The following is a 20,829-nucleotide window of genomic DNA, read 5'->3' as shown; positions in this document are numbered from 1 at the left end:
GTCAGCCCAGGATGACCGAACGGTTCAGGCTGCGCGGATGATCCGGATCCAACCCCAGATCCGCCGCCCGCACCTGACACAACCGGTGCACCCGGAGCAGATCGGCCATCGGATCGATGGCGCGGTGCTCGAAATGCGCACCGGTGGCCGCGACATCCTGCGCCAAACCCGGCGGCACCGCGCCGAACGCCCACACCACGCGCCCCGGCGCGGCGATGCTGACCGGGCCGTGCCGCCATTCGGTGGCCAGATATCCCTCGGTCCACGCCTGACAGGATTCGCGCAACTTCAGCCCGGCCTCGTCGGCGATGGCGGCCGCGAAACCCATTCCGACGAAACTGATCTGCTCGGCCGACCGCACCGAGGCCAGCGCCGTGGCGGGATCCTCGGCGAGCACCTCGCGCCCCTGCGCGATCACCGGCGCGAGATCCTCGCCCAGATGCCAGCGCAGGATCGCCAGCACCGTGGTCGCGAAACGGGTCTGCACCACCGACTGCTCGTCCACGTCGGCGATCAGGATCGGATCGGCCAGCTCGAGCACCGGTGTGCCCGGACTCGAGCAGATCACCGCGCGCGGCACGCCCTCGGGCAGCGCACGCATCGCCTCGATCACCTCCGTGGTGGTGCCCGAACGGCAGATCACCAGGTAGCGGTCGTACTCGCGGCTGCGCACCTGCCCGGCGGGCCAGGCGTCGGTGACGCCGTGACCCGCGGACTCGCGCAATTCGGCGATCGCGCGGGACATGAAATACGAAGTGCCGCAACCGATCACGGCCACCCGCTCACCTGGCGGCGGCAGCCTGGCGGCGTGGTCGGCGGCGATCCGGGCGGCGCGGGCCCAGTCGTCGGGCTGGGTGGCCACCTCGGCGGCCAGATGGGTCTCGGGGAGTGGACGGATTTCGGGGAGGCGATCGGCGGAGGTCGGCACGCCACCAGAATCACCCCGATGATCGTTCATGTCAACTTTACATTCGAAACAGTCACATTCGATCACCGAGTGAGCTAGATTCGGACCAATCGACCCGTTCGCTTCATCATCCGCGTTCGTCCCGCCGGGTGTGCAGCATTGAAAGGTTCTCTCGTGAAACGTCCACTCCGCGGCGCGATGTCCGCGCTCGCGCTGGCCACCGGCCTGGCGCTGACCGTCTCGTCCTGTGGGTTCGGCGGCGGCAAGTCCAACGCCGACGACCCCAATACGATCACCTTCCTGGCCCCGATCTACAGCGACGGTACGAAGGCCGAATGGGATTCGATCATCGCCGACTTCGAGAAGCAGAACCCGGGCATCAAGGTCGATCTGCAGATGGAGTCCTGGAAGCAGATCCCCGATGTCGTCCGCACCGATCTGCAATCGGAGTCCAGCACCCCCGATCTGCTCAACATCGACGCGTACTCCACCTACGCCTCGGACGGAAAGCTCTATCCCGCAAGCGATATCGCCGACGCCTCGGTGCTGGGCGATCTCCAGCACAGCTTCGTGGAGAACGCGTCGATGAACGGCACCCAGTGGGCCATGCCGCTGTTCGCCTCCACCCGCACGCTGTTCTACAACACCGATCTGTTCGCCAAGGCCGGTATCGCCGCACCCCCGAAGACCTGGGCCGAGCTCACCGACGACGCGAAGAAGATCCAGGCCCTCGGCGGCGGCGTCTCCGGATACGGCCTGCCGCTGGGCCAGGAGGAGACCCAGGCCGAGACGTCGCTGTGGACGTTCGGCGCGGGCGGCAACTGGTCCGCGGGCAACAACCTCACCATCGACACCCCGCAGAACCTCGAGGGCGTGCAGGCGATCAAGGCGATCGCCGAAGCCGGTGCGACACAACCGAATCCGGGCGCGACCGATCGCACCCCGCTGATCAACGTCTTCATCCAGGGCAAGATCGGCATGATCGAGGGCCTGCCGCCGGTGATCAGCATGATCCAGCAGAAGAACCCGGGCCTGAAGTACGCCACCGCGCCGACCCCGACCAAGGACGGCGCCCCGGTCACCCTCGGCGTGGCCGATCATCTGATGGCGTTCAAGAAGAAGGTCGACAAGCGCGCGGCGATCAAGAAGTTCGTCGATTTCTTCTACCAGTCCAAGACCTACGCCACCTTCGTCAAGGCCGAGCACTTCATCCCCGTGACCACCAGCGGCGCGCAGGCGATGGCCGATGATCCGGTCGTGAAGGCGTTCGGCGCGACGCTTCCGGTGGCGAAGTTCTACCCGAGCAACAACCCGAAGTGGGCCGAGGTCGAGGGCGCGATGAAGCAGCAGCTCGGCACCGTCACCCAGGGCAGCGATCCGGCGGCAGTCCTGAAAACCATTGCGCAGGCGGCGAGTTGACCACCGCCCCCGCGGTGAGCACTCCGCGTCGATCCACGGCAACGCTGCGCGCGTTGCCGTGGATCGGCCCGGCGCTGGTGCTGATCGCCGCGATCGTGGCGTTCCCCGCCGCGTACATGATCTGGACCTCGACCCGCACCCTCACCTCGTACGGTCAGGACGAGGGTTCGGCCGGAATCGCCAACTACCGCACGCTGTTCGGGCGCAGTGAGCTGCCCAGCGTGCTCGTGCACACGGTGGTGTGGGTGGTCGCGGTCGTGCTGATCACACTGGTGCTGTCCGCGGCGCTGGCGCAGTTCCTGAACAAAGATTTCCCGGGCCGCACGGCGGTGCGCCTCGCGGTGCTGGTGCCGTGGGCGGCCTCGGTGGTGATGACCACGACGGTGTTCGCGTACATGCTCGATCCGGATGTCGGGATCGCCAATCGGTTCCTGGTCGACATCGGCGTGCTGCACCGGGGTTTCGGGTTCACCAAGGAGGCGGGTCCGGCGTTCCTGGTCGCGATCGGGGTCGCGGTGTTCGTGTCCATCCCGTTCACCACGTACACGATTCTGGCCGGGCTGCAATCGATTCCGGCGGAGTTGCACGAGGCGGGCCGGGTGGACGGCGCGGGCGCGTGGCAACGCTACCGGTATCTGACGCTGCCGCAACTGCGTCCGGCGATCGCGGTCGCGGCGATCATCAACATCATCAACGTGTTCAACTCGCTGCCCATCCTGCAGGTGCTGACCGGCAGCATCGCCGGATTCGCCGCCGACACCACGACGACGTTGACCTTCAAGCTGATTCAGCAGGATCAACGGCTCGACACCGCCGCGGCGCTGAGCGTGCTGAACTTCGTCCTGATCGCGGTGATCATCGTGATCTACGTGAAACTCGTCCGCCCGGCCGGGGAGGAGGCCCGATGAGCGCACCCACCGCCACGACCGCGTCCGACCCCACCGAATCGCCTGCCGCACAAGCTGTTCCACCGGTACGCACCAAACGCGCAAGGCGGCGTTGGGATCTCACGCTCGTCGGCATCGTGATCGCGGTGATCTTCCTGATCCCCTACATCGTGATGGTGCTCGGATCGCTCAAACCGCGTTCGGAGATCCTGCGCATCCCCGCGACTTATCTACCGCACCAATGGAGTCCGGGTAACTACGCCAGCATGTGGCAGACCCCGGAGACGCCGCTGCCGTTCAACATGGTCAGCACCATCGTGATCTCGGTGTGCGCCACGCTGATCGTGCTCGCGGTGGCCATCCCCGCCGCGTATTACACTGCGCGACGCCGCTTTCCGGGCAAACTCGCCTTCCTCGGCCTGGTGCTGGTCACCCAGATGCTGCAACCCGTGGTGCTGGTGACGGGCCTGATCCGGGAGTTCTTCGCACTCGGCATCAACGACACCTGGCTGGCCATGATCCTGGTCAACGCCGCGTTCAACCTGTCCTTCGCGGTGTGGATCCTGCACAGCTTCTTCGCCTCGGTGCCGGTGGAGATCGAGGAGGCCGCACAACTGGACGGGCTCAACAGAATTCAGATCCTGACCCGGGTCAGCCTGCCGCTGGTGTGGCCGGGCATCGTCACCGCGACCATCTTCGCGTTCGTCTCCTGCTGGAACGAATTCGCCGCCAGCCTGGTCATACTCCGCACGCCGGAGAATCAGCCGCTGTCGGTGGCGCTGACCAAGTTCATCGGGCAGTACGACACGGCTTGGCAGTACGTGTTCGCCATCTCTACTGTCGGCGTCGTGCCCGTTGTCATCCTGTTCGCGTTCATCGAGAAACGTCTGGTCGCGGGTCTGACCGCGGGAAGCGTGAAATGACCGCCGCGGCAGATCGTTCGCAGCGCTGGAATCGCCTGCTGGAGTTGCTGTCCGAGTCCGGGCGGCTGACGGTGGAGGAGGCCGCGGCGATCCTGTCGGTCTCCCCCGCCACCATCCGCCGCGACTTCACCTCCCTGGCCGATCAGCAGCTGGCCACCCGCACGCACGGCGGCATCGTGGCGACCTCGGTCGCCTACGATCTGCCCGCGCGGTATCGCGGCACCGGCGACGAACCCAAACAGCGCGTCGCGGAATACGCTGCGGCACTGGTGAATCCGACCGAGGTGGTGGGCCTGAACGGCGGCACCACCACAACCGCGGTGGCGCGTGCCCTGGCGGGCCGCCCGGACCTGCCGACCTCGGCGGACAACCCCATGACCATCGTCACCAACGCGCTCAACATCGCGGGCGAACTGGTGCTGCGCCCGCACCTGCGCACCATCTGCATCGGCGGCCAGGCCCGCCGCGAATCCTACGAACTGCACGGCCCCCTCGCCGAACGCGCCATGGCCCAACTTCATCTGGACACCCTGATCCTCGGCGTCAACGCGATCACCGCCGCGGGCGGCGCCCAGGGCCGCCACCTGGACGAATCCGGCATCAACGCCGAAATGGTCCGGCGCGCCGACCGCGTCATCGTGGTCGCCACCGCCGAGAAACTCGAAACCACCGCGCTGGCCCGCATCTGCCCCATCGAGGACATCGACATCCTGGTCATCGACACCGCCGCCGACCCCGAAGCCATCGACGCCATCCGCGAAACCGGCGTCCGGGTCGATCTGGTGTAACCACCCCCTGTCGCACCACACGACAGACCGAGTCCCACGACCGCGAGATACCCGCGAACACAACCACGTCCCGACGTGCCCAGCGGCGAATCGTCTCTGTCCCGCTGGAAATCGCCCGCGAAGCGAAAGGCTCAACAAGCCCAACCCCAAAGGTTTTCGGCGCGGCTCGTCGTTCAGCCCTCGAAGCGCAAGACCCAAGGCCGAGTCCCGAGGGCTGAACGACGAGCCAGCAAGCCACCGAGCCAACCCAACGCAACAACCAACGCGCCCAGCGGCGAACCGTCTCCGTCCGGCTGGAAGTTGCCCGCGAAGCGAAAGGCTCAACAAGCCCAACCTCAAGGGTTTTCGGCGCGGCTCGTCGTTCAGCCCTCGAAGCGCATGGCCGGAGGCCGAGTCTCGAGGGGTGAACGACGAGCCACACGGGCGCCGAAAACCTGCCGGAGCGGAGGCCAAAGACACAGCGCATGGCCGAAGGCCGAGTCTCGAGGGCTGAACGACGAGCCACACCAGCGCCGAAAACCCGCCGCAGCGAAGCGGAGGCCAAAATTACAGCCGTTGCTGATCGGAAATATTTGGGGGGCAATATATCCGGCGTGGAACCACTCCCACCCAAGAATCTGCTGCTGGATGCCTGCCGGGGGCTGCCGCACGGGGAAAATCTCGTGTTGCGGTCCGCGTGTCGACTGGCCGAGTTGCACGAGCAGCGGCTCGACGCGAGTCCCGGGGTCACTGTCGACATCGATCGGCGCAGGGCGCACCTGGTGCACGAGATCGATCGCTGGGTGGCGCGGGAGCTACCGCACGCCCATCGCGGGGTGCGGCTGCACACCGAGACGGTGGGCACCGTCGTGGATCGGCTGGCGCAGTTCTCGGCGCTGGCCTATCTGACCCTGACCACCGCACCCGAATGGGTGATCAGCGATGCCTGGCGACGGCTGAGTCAGCTGGCCGTGGCCTATGACGATCTGGCGGCCGAGGTCGTCGCGGGCCGCTGCCGCCTGCCGGACCTGAGCGACCACCACGAATACGAACCGTAGAAGATTCGACACCGAAAAGTTGCTGCCGGTGCCGCGGCCAAGGTTCAACGGCACCGGCAGCGGGAAAATGGTTCAACCCCCATCAGTGATTCTGCCCCGGTCAACGCCGACAAACCAGGGCGTGCGCCTGAGAAGACACTGATAAGTTGCCAACAAGTGGCCGAAAAAGCCGAACGGCGGCGCTGGCGAGGGATGTGCAGCGCCGCCGATGGCGGGGATGACGGATCAGGGCAGTTGATCCGCGCCGGTCGAACCCGACAACTACTGATCCTGCGCCCGTTACCTCGAGAACCACCGCGAGAAATCTGTGAATACCCTGGCAGTGCATACCGCCAGGTCAACCCGGTAGTTGCGGCTACATATCAGCCATCGCTACGGGCCGCGCCGAAGTTACAGCAGCGCCCGCACCGCATCGATGGTGTCGGCGTCGGCGGCTTCCTTGTCGGGTCGGTACCGGACGACGCGCGCGAACCGCAACGCCGCCCCACCGGGATACCGCGAGCTGACCTGCACCCCGTCCAGCGCGATCTCCACCACCAGTTCGGGCCGCAGGTAGACGGTGTGATCGTCGCGCGTACGCTCGTGCCGGGGGAATTCCTCGGTCTGCCAGCGCAGCAGCGCGTCGGTGAGCCCCTTGAACGTCTTGCCGACCATGATCGGCTCGCCACCGTCCGGATCCCGCGCGCCCAGATGCAGGTTGGACAGATAGCCGGTGCGGCGGCCGTAACCCCACTCTGCGCCGAGCACGATCAGGTCCAACGTGTGCGTCGGCTTGATCTTCTGCCAGGCCCGGCCGCGCCGTCCGGCGGCGTAGGGCGCGGTGAGGGATTTGATCACGATGCCCTCGTGCCCGGCGGCCAGCGCGGTGTCGAAATAGTCGGCGGCGGCTTCGGCGGCGGGCCGTACGAGTGCCGGAATACTGTGCGCGGCAGCTACTTTCGACAACGCATCACGACGTTCGGATAGCGGCGCGTCGAGCAGGTCCACGCCGTCGAGGTGCAGGCAGTCGAAGAAGTACGGGTGCAGCAGCAGATCGCGCGTCGAGGTGATCGGCCGATCCGCGATCACCGGCGTGGCCTCCGAGGTCGCGAATCGGCTCATCGTCTGCTGGAACGGCCGCGGGCGGCCCGCATCGTCCAGCGCGAGCGTCTCCCCGTCGAGAACCACGCTGTCGCACGGTAATTCGGTGACCAGTTGCACCAGCTCGGGCACCCCGGCGGTGATGTCGCGCAACGTCCTGGTGAACACCCACACCCGAGTTCCCTTGCGATGCACCTGAATTCGCGCGCCGTCGAGCTTGTACTCCACACTCACCTCACCCCCGAACTCGCCGAGGGCCCCGTCGAGCGTCGCACCGGGCGAGGCGAGCATGGGCCGGATCGGCCGCCCGACCTCGAGACCGAACTCCGCGAGCGCCGCCACACCGCCCGTCATGGCCGCCACCGCGGTCACCGGCAGCCGCCCGGACAGCATGTACGCGCGACGCACCCGATCCACCGGTACCTCGGCCGCCCGCGCCACCGCCTCGGCGACGAGTGCGGCCAACGCGCCCTGACGCAGCTCACCGGTCAGCAGCCGCACCAGGAACTCGCGTTCGGGTTCGGTGGCGGCGCGCAACAACCCGGTCAGCAGTTCCTGCCGCCGCCCCGCGGACCCCTTGCCCGACGCGCTCGCCAACTCGCCGAGCACCCGCTCCACCTCGACGACCGGCAGCGTCGACACCGCCGCCGGAGCGGCCTCGATCGCGGACAGCGTGCGCCACCCCGCACCGATCCGCCCCTGCGTCGGCTCACCCGACACCCACGCGACGACCGACGCGAGTTCGTCGACACCCGCCCGGCCGAGCAAACCGGCCAGCGTCTCGATCTTGAGTTTGCGCGAGGAAGTGGCCCGCACGGCCTGCGAGGCTGCCACGACATCCGAGAGCAACACGAGTCCGACCGTAACCCGAGGCTGTGACATATTGCTCAGCAGATTTGTTAATTCACTATTGGCAAGGCTGCGAAGGCTCCCTAAGCTGGACATATGGCCAAGACTTATGTCGGGTCGCGCCTTCGTCAGCTACGAGCCGAGCGGGGCATGAGCCAGGTGTCGCTCGCCAAGAAGCTGGAGATCTCGGCGAGCTACCTCAACCAGATCGAACACGACGTGCGCCCGCTGACGGTCCCGGTACTGCTGCGGATCAGCGAGGTCTTCGGCGTCGACACCAGCTTCTTCTCCTCCCAGGACGATACCCGGCTGATCGCCGAGCTGCAGGAGGTGGTGATGGACCAGGAGCTCGCGATCGAGGCCGACGCGCAGGAGATCGCCGATATGGTCTCCGCGCATCCGAGCCTGGCGCGCGCGATGGTCAACATGCACCGCCGCTACCGCAACACCACCGCCCAGCTCGCCGCGGCCACCGAGGACCGGTTCTCCGACGGCAGCGGTTCGGGCGCGATCTCCCGACCGCACGAGGAGGTCCGCGACTTCTTCTATCAGCGGCAGAACTACATCCACGAATTGGACACCGCCGCAGAGGAACTCACCAACCGGATGCGCTTCCACGGCGGAGATCTCAAGCGCGAGATAGCCCGTCGCCTCAGCAGCGTGCACGGCGTGCAGATCATCGAGCGAATCGACCTGGGCGAGGGCGTATTACACCGTTTCGACGCCGAGGCCGGGCGGCTCGAGATCGCCCCGCACCTCTCGGGCGGGCAGCGGGTGTTCAAACTCGCCGCCGAACTGGCCTATCTGGAGTGCGGCGAGTTGATCGACAAACTTGTCGAGGAGGGCAACTTCGCCTCCGAGGACACCCGGATCCTGGCGAAACTGGGGCTGGCCAACTACTTCGCCGCCGCCACCGTGCTGCCGTATTCGCATTTCCACGAGATCGCCGAGGACTTCCGCTACGACATCGAGCGTCTCTCAGCGCATTTCACGCAGAGCTACGAAACCATCTGCCATCGCCTCTCCACCCTGCAACGCCCGAAACTGCGCGGCGTGCCGTTCTCCTTCGTCCGGGTGGATCGCGCGGGCAACATGTCGAAACGCCAGTCCGCCACCGGTTTTCACTTCTCCTCCTCCGGCGGCACCTGCCCGCTCTGGAACGTTTACGAGACCTTCGCCTCCCCCGGCCGCATCATGACCCAGATCGCGCAGATGCCCGACGGCCGCCGCTACCTGTGGATCGCCCGCACCGTGGAACGCCGCGCCACCCGCTACGGCGAACCCAGCAAAACCTTCGCCATCGGCCTGGGCTGCGAACTCCGCCACGCCGCCCGCGTCGTCTACGCCGACGGCCTCGACCTCAACGACCCCCAGGTCACCCCCATCGGCGCGGGCTGCCGGGTCTGCGAACGCGCCAACTGCCCCCAACGCGCCTTCCCACCCCTCGGCAAATCCCTCGACATCAGCGAACACCGCAGCTCGATTTCGCCATACGTGTTGCGGTAGAGCATTTTTCGGGACGACGCCGCCCGATCCGGCGGATACGACCCGCAGGGCAATCGTGATAGCCACCACGCGTCACCACTGAATGATGACCCGACAGGACGCAGGCCCGATGGAGGCCACACCTGGACGTGACGGCAGCGCACCTGACCACACACTCATCGAGCGATTGCGGATATCCACACCGCACACAGGCGCGGCTATGACCGTTTCGATTCGGCCGCAGCACTTCCCGGCTCAGCGCACTGCCGACGCATCCACGACTGCGCCGAAGATCGGAAGCCCAAGTTTGCAAACCTAAGTTTATAAATCTAGGCTTACAATCATGAGCGACGGCGAAGCGCGGACGAGCGAGACACCGGGGACCCGCGAGACGGCCAATCGTCTCCGCATCGCCATCGGCGCGTTCAAACGTCGTGTGCAGGAGACGGCCAAGAGCGGTGAGCTGAGCAATCCGCAGATCACGGCCCTGTCCCGGCTCGATCGCCTGGGGCCGATGACCGCCGCCGGGCTGGCCCGGCGCGAGCAGATCACCCCGCAGGCGATGGGGACCACGGTCGCGAGCCTGGAGAAGCTCGGGCTGGTGATGCGCAAAACCGACCCGCAGGATGCGCGGCGAGCGATCCTGCGGCTGACTCCGGAGGGGTTGGCGGCCGTCCATTCTGGCCGCAATGCCGTGGTCGACAAGGTCACCGCCGCCCTCGAGGATTCGTTCACCGACGCGGAGATCGAAACCCTTTCCGCCGCAGCGCCATTGATCGAGCGACTCGCGGAACTGCTGTAACCGATCCCCCACGCGAGGAGGTACCCGTGCCCGCCCAGTCCACATCGGCGGTTCCGGCCGACGCGACCGCGCAGAGCCCGTTCACGTGGCGTTTTCTGTCCCCGCTGTACCTCGCGTCGATCCTCAATCCGGTCAACACGTCGCTGATCGCCACGGCGCTGGTTCCGATCGCGCACGGGCTCGGGATCCCGATCGGGCAGACCGCTGCGCTGGTGACGGCGCTCTACCTGGCCAGCGCGGTGGCGCAACCCACGGCGGGGAAGGCCGCGGAGGTGTTCGGGCCGCGTCGTGTGCTGATCGCGGGGGCCTTCGCGCTGGGCGTGGGTGGGTTGATCGGATGGATCGCTCCCGATCTACTCACTCTGCTGATCAGCCGGGTCCTGATCGGACTGGGCACCTCGTGCGCGTATCCGACCGCAATGTTGTTGATACGCAAGCGCGCTCGCGAGGCCGGTATGGCACAGCCGCCGGGCGGTGTGCTCGGCGGATTGCAGATCACCGGCGTCGCGACCGCATCGCTGGGCCTGCCCATCGGCGGGTTGCTGGTCGGCGCGCTGGGGTGGCGGTCGGTCTTCTTCGTCAATCTGCCGCTCGCGCTGATCACGCTCGTCGCGACGCTGATCTGGGTCGAAGCGGACGGGCCGTCGGCGCGGCGGGGAGTGCGGGAGATCGCCTCGCGCCTGGACCTGGCGGGAATCGCCGGATTCGCCGTGGCCATGCTGGCACTGCTGATCTTCCTGTTCGAGCTGCCCACGGCGCACTGGTGGATCCTGATCGCCTCGATCGTGTTGTGGGCCGGCGTGATCGGCTGGGAGTTGCGTGCGGCGAGCCCGTTCCTCGACGTGCGGCTGCTGGCCGCGCGGCCCGCGCTGACCAATACCTATGTGCTGTTCGGACTGGTCATGCTGTGCCAGTACATCGTGCTGTACGGGCTCACCCAGTGGGTCGAGACCGTGCGCGGTTACGGCGGGTCGTCCGCCGGTCTGCTGCTGCTTCCGATGACGCTGATCTCCGGTGTCGCGATCGCGGTGATCTCGCGCCGCAACCTGATCAGGGGTCCGGTCATCGCCGCGGCCGTGATCTCCCTGACCGGATCCGCCGGGGTGCTGCTGCTCGACGCCGGCGCGTGGATCGGCCTCGTCGCCGTCATCACCCTGTTGTTCGGTGCCGCAACGGGTTTCGCGGTCGCGGGGTATCAAACCGCGCTGTACACCCACGCGCCCGCCGAACAGCTCGGTACCGCCGCCGGGCTGTTGCGGACCTTCGGTTACATCGGTTCGATCGCGTCCTCGGCCATCACCGGGATGGTGTTCCACCGGCAGGTCACCGATCACGGCCTGCATCTGATCGCCTGGATCATGGTCGGCATCAGCCTCGTACTGACCGCTCTGACCTTGGCCGACCGGTCCCTGCGCACCGCTCCGGCCCACACGGACTGAGCCGCAACATATTTCACGCATCCACGTCACGCGACTCACGCCCCCGCGAAGATGCGTACGGCGATGCCGTTGGCCGAGCGGACGAAGTCGGCGCAGTTCACCGCGGCCGTCGGCCCGTAATTGCTGGGGACAGTGCCCGGTCGGTTGCGCTAGATTCCCTCTGAGCCGCAGCGCGATTCACCGGGCGGCCGACGTATGCGCCGGGGAGGATCGGTCGTGGGTTTGCAGCCGGGGGCTGTGTTCAACGAGTTCGCCATCGAGCGGCTGCTCGGTTCCGGCGGGATGGGCACGGTCTACCTGGCCAGGCATCCGCGGCTGCGGCGGCGGGTCGCGCTGAAGGTCCTCACCGACACCTTCACCCTGGATTCGAAGGCGCGCGCGGCCTTCGACCGCGAGGCCAATCTCGCCGCCGGGCTCGATCATCCGAACATCGTCCCCGTCTACGACCGCAACGCCGCCGACGATCCGGATCTGTGGCTGGCGATGCGCTACATCGACGGCGGTGACGCCGCCGCCCTGCTCGACGACCACCCGGACGGCCTGACCCCCGAACGCAGCGTGCGCCTGCTCGCCGACGCCGCCCGCGCCCTGGACTACGCGCACGGCCGCGGTGTCCTGCACCGCGACGTGAAACCCGCGAACCTGCTCATCGAGACCGATCACAAGCGCAACGAACGCGCGGTCCTCACCGATTTCGGCATCGCCCGCACCCTCGACGACACCGTCACCATGTCCGGGATCGCCGCCAGCTTCGCCTACGCCGCCCCCGAACGTTTCACCGACTCGCCCGCCGACCACCGCGCCGACATCTACTCCCTCGGCTGCACCCTCTACCAACTCCTGACCGGCCGTCCCCCGTTCCCCCGCAAGGACCAGGCCGCGGTGATCGGCGCTCACCTGACCGCACCGCCACCCGCACCCCGTGCCCTCCGCCCCGACCTCCCCGCCGAACTGGACGTCATCATCGCCACGGCCCTGGCCAAATCCCCCGGGGACCGCTACCCCAACTGCACCGCCCTCGCCGAGGCCGCGACCCGCTGCCTGATTCCGGCCGAAGCGACCGTGCGATGGGGGCCACCGGCGGCGAACCCGGCACGCGTCGTACCGACGCCGCCGGTTGGCACATCGATGTCGCAGCCGCCGCTCACCGAGTCGACGCCACCCGCCGCTGCCCCGATTCCCCGCTCTTCGATTGCCGACCATCCGTTCGCTGATCCGCTGTCCTCGGCACCGGCCGTCGCTGCCACACCTCCGCACCCCGCCCACCATCCGTTCGCCGATCCGGAGCCCTCGGCACCGGCCACCGCTACGGCACCTCCGCACCCCGCCGACACTCCGTTCGCCGATCAACTGCCCTCGGCACCGGCCGTCGCTGCCACACCTCCGCACCTCGCCGACACCCCGACGCCGCACCCGGTCATCGGCGAGCATTCACCGTCGGTAGCCACTCCGCACTCGGCATCGGTCGACCGGAGCGTCGAGTCGCCAGCAGCGTCGAGTGTCTCCCGAATCGCGACGGAACCGAACGTCGAGCGCTCGTCCCGGGGCCGGAGGCTGGCGCTCGCGGCGGGCGCGGGCGTTCTGGTCGCGGCAATCGGGGTGGCGGGGGTCCTCTACACCACCCGCGACACCGCGAACACGCCCACCACGCCGACATCTTCGGTTGTCCCACAACAAGTTACGACGACGGTCACACCATCCCCGACCACCACACAACCCCCGACCACCCCGCCCGCAGCGACCACACTCGCCACGGCCGACGCACCCACCGAACCAGCACAACCCACAGCACCGGCGGTCCAGGAGCACACCTACACACCCGCGGTCCCGCAGGTGGTCCCCCGCTCGAAGTCGTACTAGCCGACCGGCCGATTCACCCGGCGTTACTGGTGCACACGGTGTCCACCACGAACGGCGGCCTGATGGTCCGCAGGGCCCACGGCTCATCGAGCCGATTGCTCGCGGCTCGCGCCTTCTGCTCCGCGGCAGCGCGCGTCGGACCGGTTCTCGTGTAGAACATGCGCTGAGTGTCCGAGACGACGAAGGGCCCCACGGCGTTCTTCACGTCCTCCTCGACCAGGGAGCCGCATTCGTTGTGCATCCGGGTCAGCACAACGCACGCGAGCCCACCCGTCCGGGAACAAGCGGCCAGCGCGGCCTTGTCCGCAGCAGCCTGGTTGGGGTAGTCGACCGCCGAACCGGCGTGGCCCATTCCGGTCGCGATCGCGCCGTACAGATCCCCGGCCGCATTCGCGGTTCCCGCGCCAACCACGACAAGCGTTCCGCTGGCCGCAATCATCATGGCCACCAACGACTTTCCCATCAATGACATATTGTCCCCACTCACCCGGCGTTCGCGGTGCACAGAGTGTCCAGTATGAAGGCCGGTCTGGTGATGCGCATGATCCCGGTACCGCCATCAGGCCCCGCGAGTGATCTCGCCTTCCGCTCCGCTGCAGCGCGGGAGGGGCCGTTTCCGCTGAAATACATAGGCTGGACGGGCGCCTGGAGTGTGAAGAAGTATATCTGCGCATCGCGCTCGATCACCGCACCGCAGTCGTTGTGGATCCGGGTCTGGATTATGCACTGGGTCCCGCTCACTCGCGCACACGCGGCCAGCGCGGCCCGGTCCGCGGCGGGCTGACTCGAATAGTCCACCGCCGAACCGGCGTGGGAGGCCCCCGCCGCGATCGCGCCGTACAGATCTCCGGTCGCGTGCGCGGCCCCGGCCCCGGTCACTCCGAGGAGTGCGGCTGCGGCAATCATCGTGGCCAGCAAGGACTTCGACGAAAATGACATGGAATCGAACCTCATCCTGCGTTGGCGGTGCACACGGTGTCCCGGATGAAAGCGGGCGAGATTACCGAACTGCCGAATGCCAGACTCATGGCTGTACCGAAGGGAGTCACCGGCGGCGCTTGCGACAACGCCATCCGCCGTGCTTCGGCGGCCGTCTCACCGGTTCCGTAGTAGTACGCGGGCACACGACCCCAGAGCCCGTTTTCATCGAATTCGGCAACCGCACCGCAGTCGCCCTTCAAGCGCAGCTGCACCGTGCATACGACCCCGCCGCACGCGGCCAGCGCCGCCCGATCCGCGGCGGCCTGGGTCGGACCGACCGCGTGGGCGAGCGTATAGGGGCCGGTGGCGATGCTGCCGTACTCCCCACCGGCGGCATTCGCGGTCCCGGCCCCGTTCGCGACCGACACCCCGGCGACCGCAACCACCATGGCCGCCAACGACTTTCCCAACAATGACATGTAATCAACCCCGGAATCGACAGCAGTACCGGGCGATCATCGCGGCATTCACAGTGATTGTCCAGCCACTATTTCCATGCCGTGGTGGGCCGCAACGCATTCCGGATCGGGCGATCGCGCGGACTCGTGTCGCATGATGAATATCTACGAACGTCGCTGTACATCACTACTCGCCACCGATCCGGGCCACCTGTTAGCGTGAGGCATGGTGACGACGAAGCCGCGTATCGAACCGGGCCGCCTGCGTGAACTCGGGCCGGTGAACTGGGTTGCCTGGCAAGTACTTTCGCGGGCGGCGGGCACCCCCGACGCCCACCTGTTCAGCACGCTGGGCCGCACCGGCGGCCTGTTCCGCGGCTGGCTGCACTTCTCCGGCCGCCTCATGCCCGGCGGCAAACTCCGCCGCTACGACACCGAACTGGTCATCCTGCGCGTGGCCCACCTCCGCAACTGCGAATACGAGACCGACCACCACATCCGCCTCGGCAAACGCGCGGGCGTCACCCGCGAAATCCTCGACCGCCTCCGCGAGGGCCCCGAAGCCCCCGGCTGGTCCGACAAGGAACGCGCCCTCCTCACCGCCGTAGACCAACTCGTACAAACCCGAGACATAGACGACCCCACCTGGACCACCCTGTCCACCCACTACGACGAACAACGCCTCATCGAAATCATCCTCCTCACAAACCAATACGAGGGCCTGGCCAGCACCATAACCACCCTCCGCATCCAAACCGACCACTGAGGTTTACCACTGGCAGTGTACGGACAATGTCCGTACACTGAGGTCACAGTCCGGATGAGCAGCCGGAAACCAGACGATCGCGGCTCGCAAGCGATCGTCGGAACCTAGGCGAGGTCACTGCGATGAGCACCAAAACCGAAAGATTCGAGATCAGACTGGCCGAGGAAGGCCGCAATCAGATCGAGGAGGCAGCGGGCACTGTCGGCGAGTCCCTGACCGAGTTCGTACGAAATGCGGCCATCCAACGCGCCGACCGCGTCTTGGCGCTCTCCAGTCGCACACTGATGCCGGCCGAACAGTTCGACGCGATGATCGAATCGCTCGACGTCGCCGACGATGCACCGGCGATGACCAGGCTGGCAGAGCGCGCCCGGAGGTACGTACGCAAGTGACACTGTTCTCGACAGCTCTCACCGCACAGCATGATCTGTCGCAATTCGATTGTGGCAAACCAGTTTTGGATGAGTGGCTACGAACCAAGGCACTTGCGGCCGATCGGGGTATGACGAGCCGGACCTACGTCTGGATCTTCGACGCGGATCCGACCGTCAAGGCGTTCTACACGATCGCCCCCACGATGGTCGACCGCGCCGAGGACGGCATCTCGAACAAACTGGCAGCGGGACTACGGTCCGTACCGGGCTTTCTGCTCGCCAAGTTCGCGTTGGACAAATCGCTGCACGGGCAGGGATTCGGTGCCGACCTGCTGCATGACGCGATTACGAAGATCATGGGCGCTGCCCTCGTGTCGGGCGGGCGGCTGATCGTGGTCGACGCGATCGATGACGGAGCTGCGAGCTTCTATGAGAAGCACGGTTTCACGCCGGTCCTGAACACCCCGCATCGTTTGGTGCTCAAGATGTCGACCGCACTGAAAGCGTTCGGCATCGGCTGAAGTACAGCGCCACCGGACTCCGAGTCGTCCCACACGACCGGCACGGGATGGCTCAGAGTCCGACATCGGGACGTAATTACTTCGCGAGGGCGGAACGGAAGACCTCGGTGGGGGAGGCGGCGGGGCGGCCGATGAGGTCGGTGAGGTCGGTGGTGGCTACCTCGAGCCAGCCGTCGCGGACGCCGGTGTCGGCGTTGGCGAGGATCTGGGCTACCGGGGCGGGGAGGCCGTTCTGTTCCAGGACTGCGGCGTAGTCGGCTTCGGGGACGTCCGAGTAGGCGACCGGTTTGCCGGAGAGTTCCGAAATCACCTGTGCCAGTGCGGGATACGTGATGGCGTCGCCGCCGAGTTCGTAGCTGCGGCCGGCGTGGCCGTCGGTGGTGAGTACCGCGGCGGCGGCTTCGGCGTAGTCGGCGCGGGCGGCGGCGGAGACGCGGCCTCCACCCGCGGCACCGGCCAGCGCGCCGTATTCGGCGGCCGCGGCCACGCGGTCGGCGTAGTTCTCCCAGTACCAGCCGTTGCGCAGGAAGACGTGCGGCACAGGCGATTCGGCGAGGACGGCCTCGGTGCCGCGATGTTCCTGCGCGAGGGCCATCGGGTTCACATCGGCCCGGGGAATGCTGGTGTAGGCGACCAGTTTCACCCCGGCGCGCTCGGCGGCCCGGATGACGGCGGTGTGCTGGGCGACCCGATCACCGAAGTCGGTGCCGGAGATGAGCAGCAGCCGGTCGACGCCCGCCAGCGCGCGATCGAACGCCTCGTCATCACCGTAGGACGCCTCCCGGACGTCCACTCCCCGCTCGGCCAGATCGGCCACCTTGGCGGGGTTCCGGACGATCGCGACGATCGGCCCGGCATTGCGACGCAACAACGCCTCGACCACGAGACGCCCGAGCTGCCCACTGGCCCCGGTGACGGCGACGGTCTCAGTCATATCTACCTCCTGGATGGCTACGATTCATCATGCACTAACTAATAGTAAGTACCCAGCATTCCACAACTACTGTGCTTCATGTCACTACCATGCCGATCGGTAGTATCGGAGCATGACCATGCGGGATCCTCAGCCGACCGACAGCGCCGACGACGCGCTGGATTCGCTGGAACCCGACGTCTTCGCCCGCAACTGCACCTCCCGCCCCGTCCTCCAGAACGTCGCGAGCCGCTGGGGCATCCTGGCCCTGGCCGCCCTCCTGGAGGGCCCCTACCGCTTCAACGCCCTGCGCCGCCGCGTCGACGGCGTCAGCGAACGCATGCTCTCCCAAACCCTGCAAACCCTGGAACGCGACGGCCTTGTCCACCGCGAGGCCCACCACACCATCCCCCCGCACGTCGAATACACCCTCACCCCCCTCGGCACCCGGGTAGCCGAGAAGATCCGCGACCTCATCCACATCCTGGAAGGCAATATGGACACCGTCCGCGCCGCCCAGGCCGCCTACCACCGCGAGTGAATCCCCCAGCGCCGCCACCTTGTCCGTGCCGATGGACTACGCGCACCCGAACGGCCGACAGATCCGACTGACGGTCAGCCGCGTTCCGGCGACCGACCAGGCGCATCGGCGCGGCGCGCTGTTCGGCAACCCGGGCGGCCCGGGAGCCGACGCGCTCACCATGTGGACCACGCTGAGCGAACACCTGCCCACCCACCGGCGAATTCACAAGCGGCACAACACCATTTACCGATCCCGAGGATTCTGCTTCCGCACCCACCTCACAATCGGCCCGGTTGCGGCAGCTCGCGAACCTCGGCGAGCGCCGTCAATCCCATGGAGTCCACTCGTCGGTGCGGATCGAGACGCCGAACGGCTCCGGTAGATCGATCCGCTCGCCGAACTTCCAGTTCACCGACTCGCGGTAGCGGCCGGATTCGCGGTCCGGGGCGGTGAACAGGGTCGTGACAGCTACTTTCGGGTCGCGGTCGACGATCAGGTAGTACTCGATGCCGACTCGCGCGTATCCGTTCCACTTGCTCGGGCGAACGCGACGACTGCCCGGTTGGCGGTCTTCGGCGGCGGTGGACGGTGAGGTGACCTCGACGGCGAGTGCCACCTGATGCGGCAGCAGTTTGTGTACGTCGTCGAGGCGGGCTCGGCGTGCGATATCCCTGTCCATCACGCACAGATCGGGGATGTACCCGTCGTGGATATCGCTGAGATTCAGATCCTGGGTCTGCACACACAACCAGCGGAATTCTGCATCGGCCGCTCTGGCCACCGCGATCGCTTCGTGAATATCGCTGACGATGAGGCTGTGCGCGAGCTTCGGCCCCGGTGCCACGACGATCTCTCCCCCGATGATCTCGGCCCGCGTGCCATCGTACGGCAGGTCGAGCACGCCTGTCAGTTCATCACGCATCCACAAGTCGTAAGGCTCGCCGGGTAATTCGCTGTGGCGATGGACCACTGCCATGACACTCATAACATCCCTCCCTGGTTCCGAGTAGGGCCATGGTAAGCCCGAAATCTCGGAAAACGCCAGCTCAGAATGGTTCCCGCACCCTTTGCAGGGCGACACACCGGACACACGCCGCGCACGCCCTCCACAACGCGCACCGGCGAATCCACAAGCGGCACAACACCGTTTACCGATCCCGCGGATTCTGCTTCACTGAAGTGATGGTCACCGTTGTGATTGTGCTGTTCTTCGTGTTCGTCGTCGCGCTGATTCTCGTGTTGCTGTTCGCGCTCAACACCGCGAGCAACAAGCCCTCGCAGCGCCGGAAACGGGGGTCGAGCACGCAGTGGATGGTCATTCGGTCGGAGTTCCGGAACAACAATCCGCCGGGCTCGGGCGGTTCGGGGAACTGAGCGGACCGATACCGCTGGGCCGCAGCCGATCGCGGCGTACGAAAATGCCCTCCGGTTCGAAAACCGAAGGGCAGCTTCGCGATAACGTTCGGGCGGAGACTAGAAGTTGATCATGTGGCCCGCGAGGCCGTGGATCGCTTCCTGCAGCGCCTCGCTCAACGTCGGGTGGGTGTGGACGTTGCGGGCCAGTTCGTTGACGGTCAGGTCCCACTTCTGCGCGAGGGTCAGCTCGGGCAGCAGTTCGGAGACGTCGGGGCCGATCAGGTGGCCGCCGAGCAGTTCGCCGTACTTGGCGTCGGCGATCAGCTTGACGAAACCGGTCGGGTCGCCCAGGCCGTGTGCCTTGCCGTTCGCGGTGAACGGGAAGTTCGCGACCTTGACGTCGTAGCCCTCGGCGCGCGCCTGCTCCTCGGTGAGGCCGAAACTGGCGACCTGCGGCTGACAGAACGTCGCGCGCGGCATCATCCGGTAGTCGCCCAGCGTGAGGGTCTCCGCACCGCCGATGGTCTCGGCCGCGACCACGCCCTGCGCCTCGGCGACGTGCGCGAGCTGCAACTTCGCGGTCACATCACCGATTGCGTAGATGTGCGGGACGTTGGTGCGCATGTAGTCGTCGATCGCGATGGCGCCGCGATCGGTGAGCTGCACGCCGGTGTTCTCCAGGCCGTAGCCCTGCACCCGCGGCGCGAAACCGACGGCCTGCAACACCTTGTCGACCGTCACGGTCTCGATCGCACCGGACTTGTTGTCCTTGATCGACACCGAGACCTTGGAGCCGTTGTCCTCGATGGACTGCACCGACGCGCCGGTGCTGATGGTGACGCCCAGCTTCTTGTATGCCTTGGTGATCTCCTTGGAGACGTCCGCGTCCTCGTTCGGCAGCGCGCGATCCAGGAACTCCACGATCCGCACGTCGACGCCGTAGTTCTTCAGAACATAGGCGAACTCCATGCCGATCGCGCCCGCGCCGACGATCAGGATCGACCCCGGCAGGTCGCGGGTGAGGATCTGCTCCTCGTAGGTGACCACGTTCTTCGACAGCGACGTGCCCGGCAGCAGTTTGGTGGCGGTGCCGGTGGCGATGATCGCGTTGTCGAACGTGATCGTCTCGCTGCCGCCCTTGCTCAGCGCGACCGAGAGCGTGTGGGCGTCGGTGAACGTACCGGCCCCGTCGTACTCATCGATCTTGTTCTTCTTCATCAGGAAGTGCACGCCCTTGACGCGCCCGTCGGCGACCTTGCGGCTGCGGTCGAACGCCGCGCCGAAGTCGAAGCTCGCCTCCCCCGAGATCCCGAACGTCTTGGCTTCCTTGGTGAAGACATGCGCGAGCTCCGCATTGCGCAGCAGGGCCTTGGACGGAATGCACCCGACGTTCAGGCACACCCCACCCCAGTATTTCTGCTCGACGATCGCTGTTCGCAATCCGAGCTGTGCGGCGCGGATCGCGGCGACGTAACCGCCGGGCCCGGCGCCGAGAACGACGACATCGTAGTGGGAAGTCAC

Annotated in this window: 22 protein-coding genes; 14 read left to right on the top strand and 8 right to left on the bottom strand. The window is 66.7% G+C overall.

From position 1 onward, the window contains the following. Position 1: 1 nt before the first annotated feature. The gene (locus tag NRB20_RS05910; RefSeq protein WP_153408214.1) at positions 2–958 is read right to left on the bottom strand and encodes an SIS domain-containing protein; all 957 of its coding nucleotides are present in this window, start codon (positions 956–958) and stop codon (positions 2–4) included. A gap of 123 nt (positions 959–1,081) precedes the next feature. On the opposite strand from NRB20_RS05910, the gene NRB20_RS05905 reads away from it, so the two are divergent. The 5 genes from NRB20_RS05905 (at position 1,082) to NRB20_RS05885 (ending at position 5,961) form a co-directional block, all read left to right on the top strand. Continuing rightward, positions 1,082–2,326, top strand: coding sequence for an extracellular solute-binding protein (locus NRB20_RS05905; RefSeq protein WP_319944522.1), 1,245 nt, complete (start codon positions 1,082–1,084; stop codon positions 2,324–2,326). Continuing rightward, positions 2,323–3,234, top strand: a complete 912-nt coding sequence (locus tag NRB20_RS05900) for a carbohydrate ABC transporter permease (protein ID WP_227833227.1) — start codon at positions 2,323–2,325, stop codon at positions 3,232–3,234. Before NRB20_RS05905 ends, NRB20_RS05900 begins: the two co-directional genes overlap by 4 nt. Then, positions 3,231–4,136 carry a carbohydrate ABC transporter permease gene (locus NRB20_RS05895; protein WP_153408212.1) on the top strand — a complete coding sequence of 302 codons (906 nt, stop codon included), beginning with the start codon at positions 3,231–3,233 and terminating at the stop codon, positions 4,134–4,136. The genes NRB20_RS05900 and NRB20_RS05895 overlap by 4 nt, the downstream gene beginning before the upstream one ends. Next, positions 4,133–4,924, top strand: coding sequence for a DeoR/GlpR family DNA-binding transcription regulator (locus NRB20_RS05890; protein WP_153408210.1), 792 nt, complete (start codon positions 4,133–4,135; stop codon positions 4,922–4,924). The genes NRB20_RS05895 and NRB20_RS05890 overlap by 4 nt, the downstream gene beginning before the upstream one ends. 593 nt (positions 4,925–5,517) lie before the next feature. Then, entirely contained in the window at positions 5,518–5,961 is a 444-nt protein-coding gene (locus tag NRB20_RS05885) for a DUF4254 domain-containing protein (protein WP_319944521.1), read from the top strand. Positions 5,962–6,351: 390 nt separating this feature from the next. Here NRB20_RS05885 and NRB20_RS05880 read toward each other — a convergent pair whose 3' ends face one another. Next, positions 6,352–7,893: an ATP-dependent DNA ligase gene (locus NRB20_RS05880; RefSeq protein WP_319944520.1), complete on the bottom strand. Its 1,542-nt coding sequence runs from the start codon at positions 7,891–7,893 to the stop codon at positions 6,352–6,354. A 93-nt stretch (positions 7,894–7,986) separates the two neighbouring features. Here NRB20_RS05880 and ramB point away from each other — a divergent pair, with 93 nt between their 5' ends. The 4 genes from ramB (at position 7,987) to NRB20_RS05860 (ending at position 13,476) form a co-directional block, all read left to right on the top strand. After that, on the top strand, positions 7,987–9,396 hold the full coding sequence (gene ramB, locus NRB20_RS05875) for an acetate metabolism transcriptional regulator RamB (protein WP_153408204.1): 1,410 nt from the start codon (positions 7,987–7,989) through the stop codon (positions 9,394–9,396). Between the two features lie 322 nt (positions 9,397–9,718). Then, the gene (locus NRB20_RS05870) at positions 9,719–10,177 is read left to right on the top strand and encodes a MarR family winged helix-turn-helix transcriptional regulator (RefSeq protein ID WP_153408202.1); all 459 of its coding nucleotides are present in this window, start codon (positions 9,719–9,721) and stop codon (positions 10,175–10,177) included. A 26-nt stretch (positions 10,178–10,203) separates the two neighbouring features. Continuing rightward, positions 10,204–11,616: an MFS transporter gene (locus tag NRB20_RS05865; protein WP_319944519.1), complete on the top strand. Its 1,413-nt coding sequence runs from the start codon at positions 10,204–10,206 to the stop codon at positions 11,614–11,616. Between the two features lie 216 nt (positions 11,617–11,832). Further along, a complete protein-coding gene (locus NRB20_RS05860; RefSeq protein ID WP_194289740.1) occupies positions 11,833–13,476 on the top strand; it encodes a serine/threonine-protein kinase in 1,644 nt (547 codons plus the stop codon). Positions 13,477–13,489: 13 nt separating this feature from the next. Here NRB20_RS05860 and NRB20_RS05855 read toward each other — a convergent pair whose 3' ends face one another. The 3 genes from NRB20_RS05855 to NRB20_RS05845 are packed head-to-tail and all read right to left on the bottom strand — an operon-like array spanning position 13,490 to position 14,876. Beyond that, positions 13,490–13,939: a DUF4189 domain-containing protein gene (locus NRB20_RS05855; protein WP_194289739.1), complete on the bottom strand. Its 450-nt coding sequence runs from the start codon at positions 13,937–13,939 to the stop codon at positions 13,490–13,492. 20 nt (positions 13,940–13,959) lie between these two features. Continuing rightward, the gene (locus tag NRB20_RS05850; RefSeq protein WP_194289738.1) at positions 13,960–14,415 is read right to left on the bottom strand and encodes a DUF4189 domain-containing protein; all 456 of its coding nucleotides are present in this window, start codon (positions 14,413–14,415) and stop codon (positions 13,960–13,962) included. Between the two features lie 11 nt (positions 14,416–14,426). Beyond that, a complete protein-coding gene (locus tag NRB20_RS05845; protein ID WP_153408195.1) occupies positions 14,427–14,876 on the bottom strand; it encodes a DUF4189 domain-containing protein in 450 nt (149 codons plus the stop codon). A gap of 205 nt (positions 14,877–15,081) precedes the next feature. Here NRB20_RS05845 and NRB20_RS05840 point away from each other — a divergent pair, with 205 nt between their 5' ends. The 3 genes from NRB20_RS05840 (at position 15,082) to NRB20_RS05830 (ending at position 16,516) form a co-directional block, all read left to right on the top strand. Then, positions 15,082–15,621 (top strand): carboxymuconolactone decarboxylase family protein, encoded by a 540-nt coding sequence (locus NRB20_RS05840; RefSeq protein WP_153408194.1) that lies wholly within the window; start codon positions 15,082–15,084, stop codon positions 15,619–15,621. 122 nt (positions 15,622–15,743) lie between these two features. Next, positions 15,744–16,013 carry a type II toxin-antitoxin system TacA family antitoxin gene (locus NRB20_RS05835; RefSeq protein WP_153408191.1) on the top strand — a complete coding sequence of 90 codons (270 nt, stop codon included), beginning with the start codon at positions 15,744–15,746 and terminating at the stop codon, positions 16,011–16,013. Further along, positions 16,010–16,516, top strand: a complete 507-nt coding sequence (locus NRB20_RS05830; protein ID WP_319944518.1) for a GNAT family N-acetyltransferase — start codon at positions 16,010–16,012, stop codon at positions 16,514–16,516. Before NRB20_RS05835 ends, NRB20_RS05830 begins: the two co-directional genes overlap by 4 nt. Positions 16,517–16,592: 76 nt before the next feature. Here the strand turns inward: NRB20_RS05830 and NRB20_RS05825 are convergent, their stop codons facing one another. Continuing rightward, the gene (locus tag NRB20_RS05825) at positions 16,593–17,450 is read right to left on the bottom strand and encodes an SDR family oxidoreductase (RefSeq protein WP_153408190.1); all 858 of its coding nucleotides are present in this window, start codon (positions 17,448–17,450) and stop codon (positions 16,593–16,595) included. 112 nt (positions 17,451–17,562) lie between these two features. On the opposite strand from NRB20_RS05825, the gene NRB20_RS05820 reads away from it, so the two are divergent. Next, a complete protein-coding gene (locus NRB20_RS05820) occupies positions 17,563–17,970 on the top strand; it encodes a winged helix-turn-helix transcriptional regulator (RefSeq protein ID WP_227833226.1) in 408 nt (135 codons plus the stop codon). 307 nt (positions 17,971–18,277) lie between these two features. Here the strand turns inward: NRB20_RS05820 and NRB20_RS05815 are convergent, their stop codons facing one another. Next, on the bottom strand, positions 18,278–18,937 hold the full coding sequence (locus NRB20_RS05815; RefSeq protein WP_153408188.1) for a Uma2 family endonuclease: 660 nt from the start codon (positions 18,935–18,937) through the stop codon (positions 18,278–18,280). Between the two features lie 197 nt (positions 18,938–19,134). Here NRB20_RS05815 and NRB20_RS05810 point away from each other — a divergent pair, with 197 nt between their 5' ends. After that, positions 19,135–19,326 (top strand): hypothetical protein, encoded by a 192-nt coding sequence (locus NRB20_RS05810; RefSeq protein WP_153408186.1) that lies wholly within the window; start codon positions 19,135–19,137, stop codon positions 19,324–19,326. Between the two features lie 99 nt (positions 19,327–19,425). On the opposite strand, the gene lpdA is transcribed toward NRB20_RS05810, so the two are convergent. Continuing rightward, the gene (gene lpdA, locus NRB20_RS05805) at positions 19,426–20,829 is read right to left on the bottom strand and encodes a dihydrolipoyl dehydrogenase (protein WP_319944517.1); all 1,404 of its coding nucleotides are present in this window, start codon (positions 20,827–20,829) and stop codon (positions 19,426–19,428) included.

This window comes from Nocardia macrotermitis (assembly GCF_009604405.1).
Classification (GTDB): domain Bacteria; phylum Actinomycetota; class Actinomycetes; order Mycobacteriales; family Mycobacteriaceae; genus Nocardia; species Nocardia macrotermitis.
The sequence above is the reverse complement of the archived record's forward strand: the minus strand, read 5'-3'. Positions and strand labels throughout refer to the sequence as shown.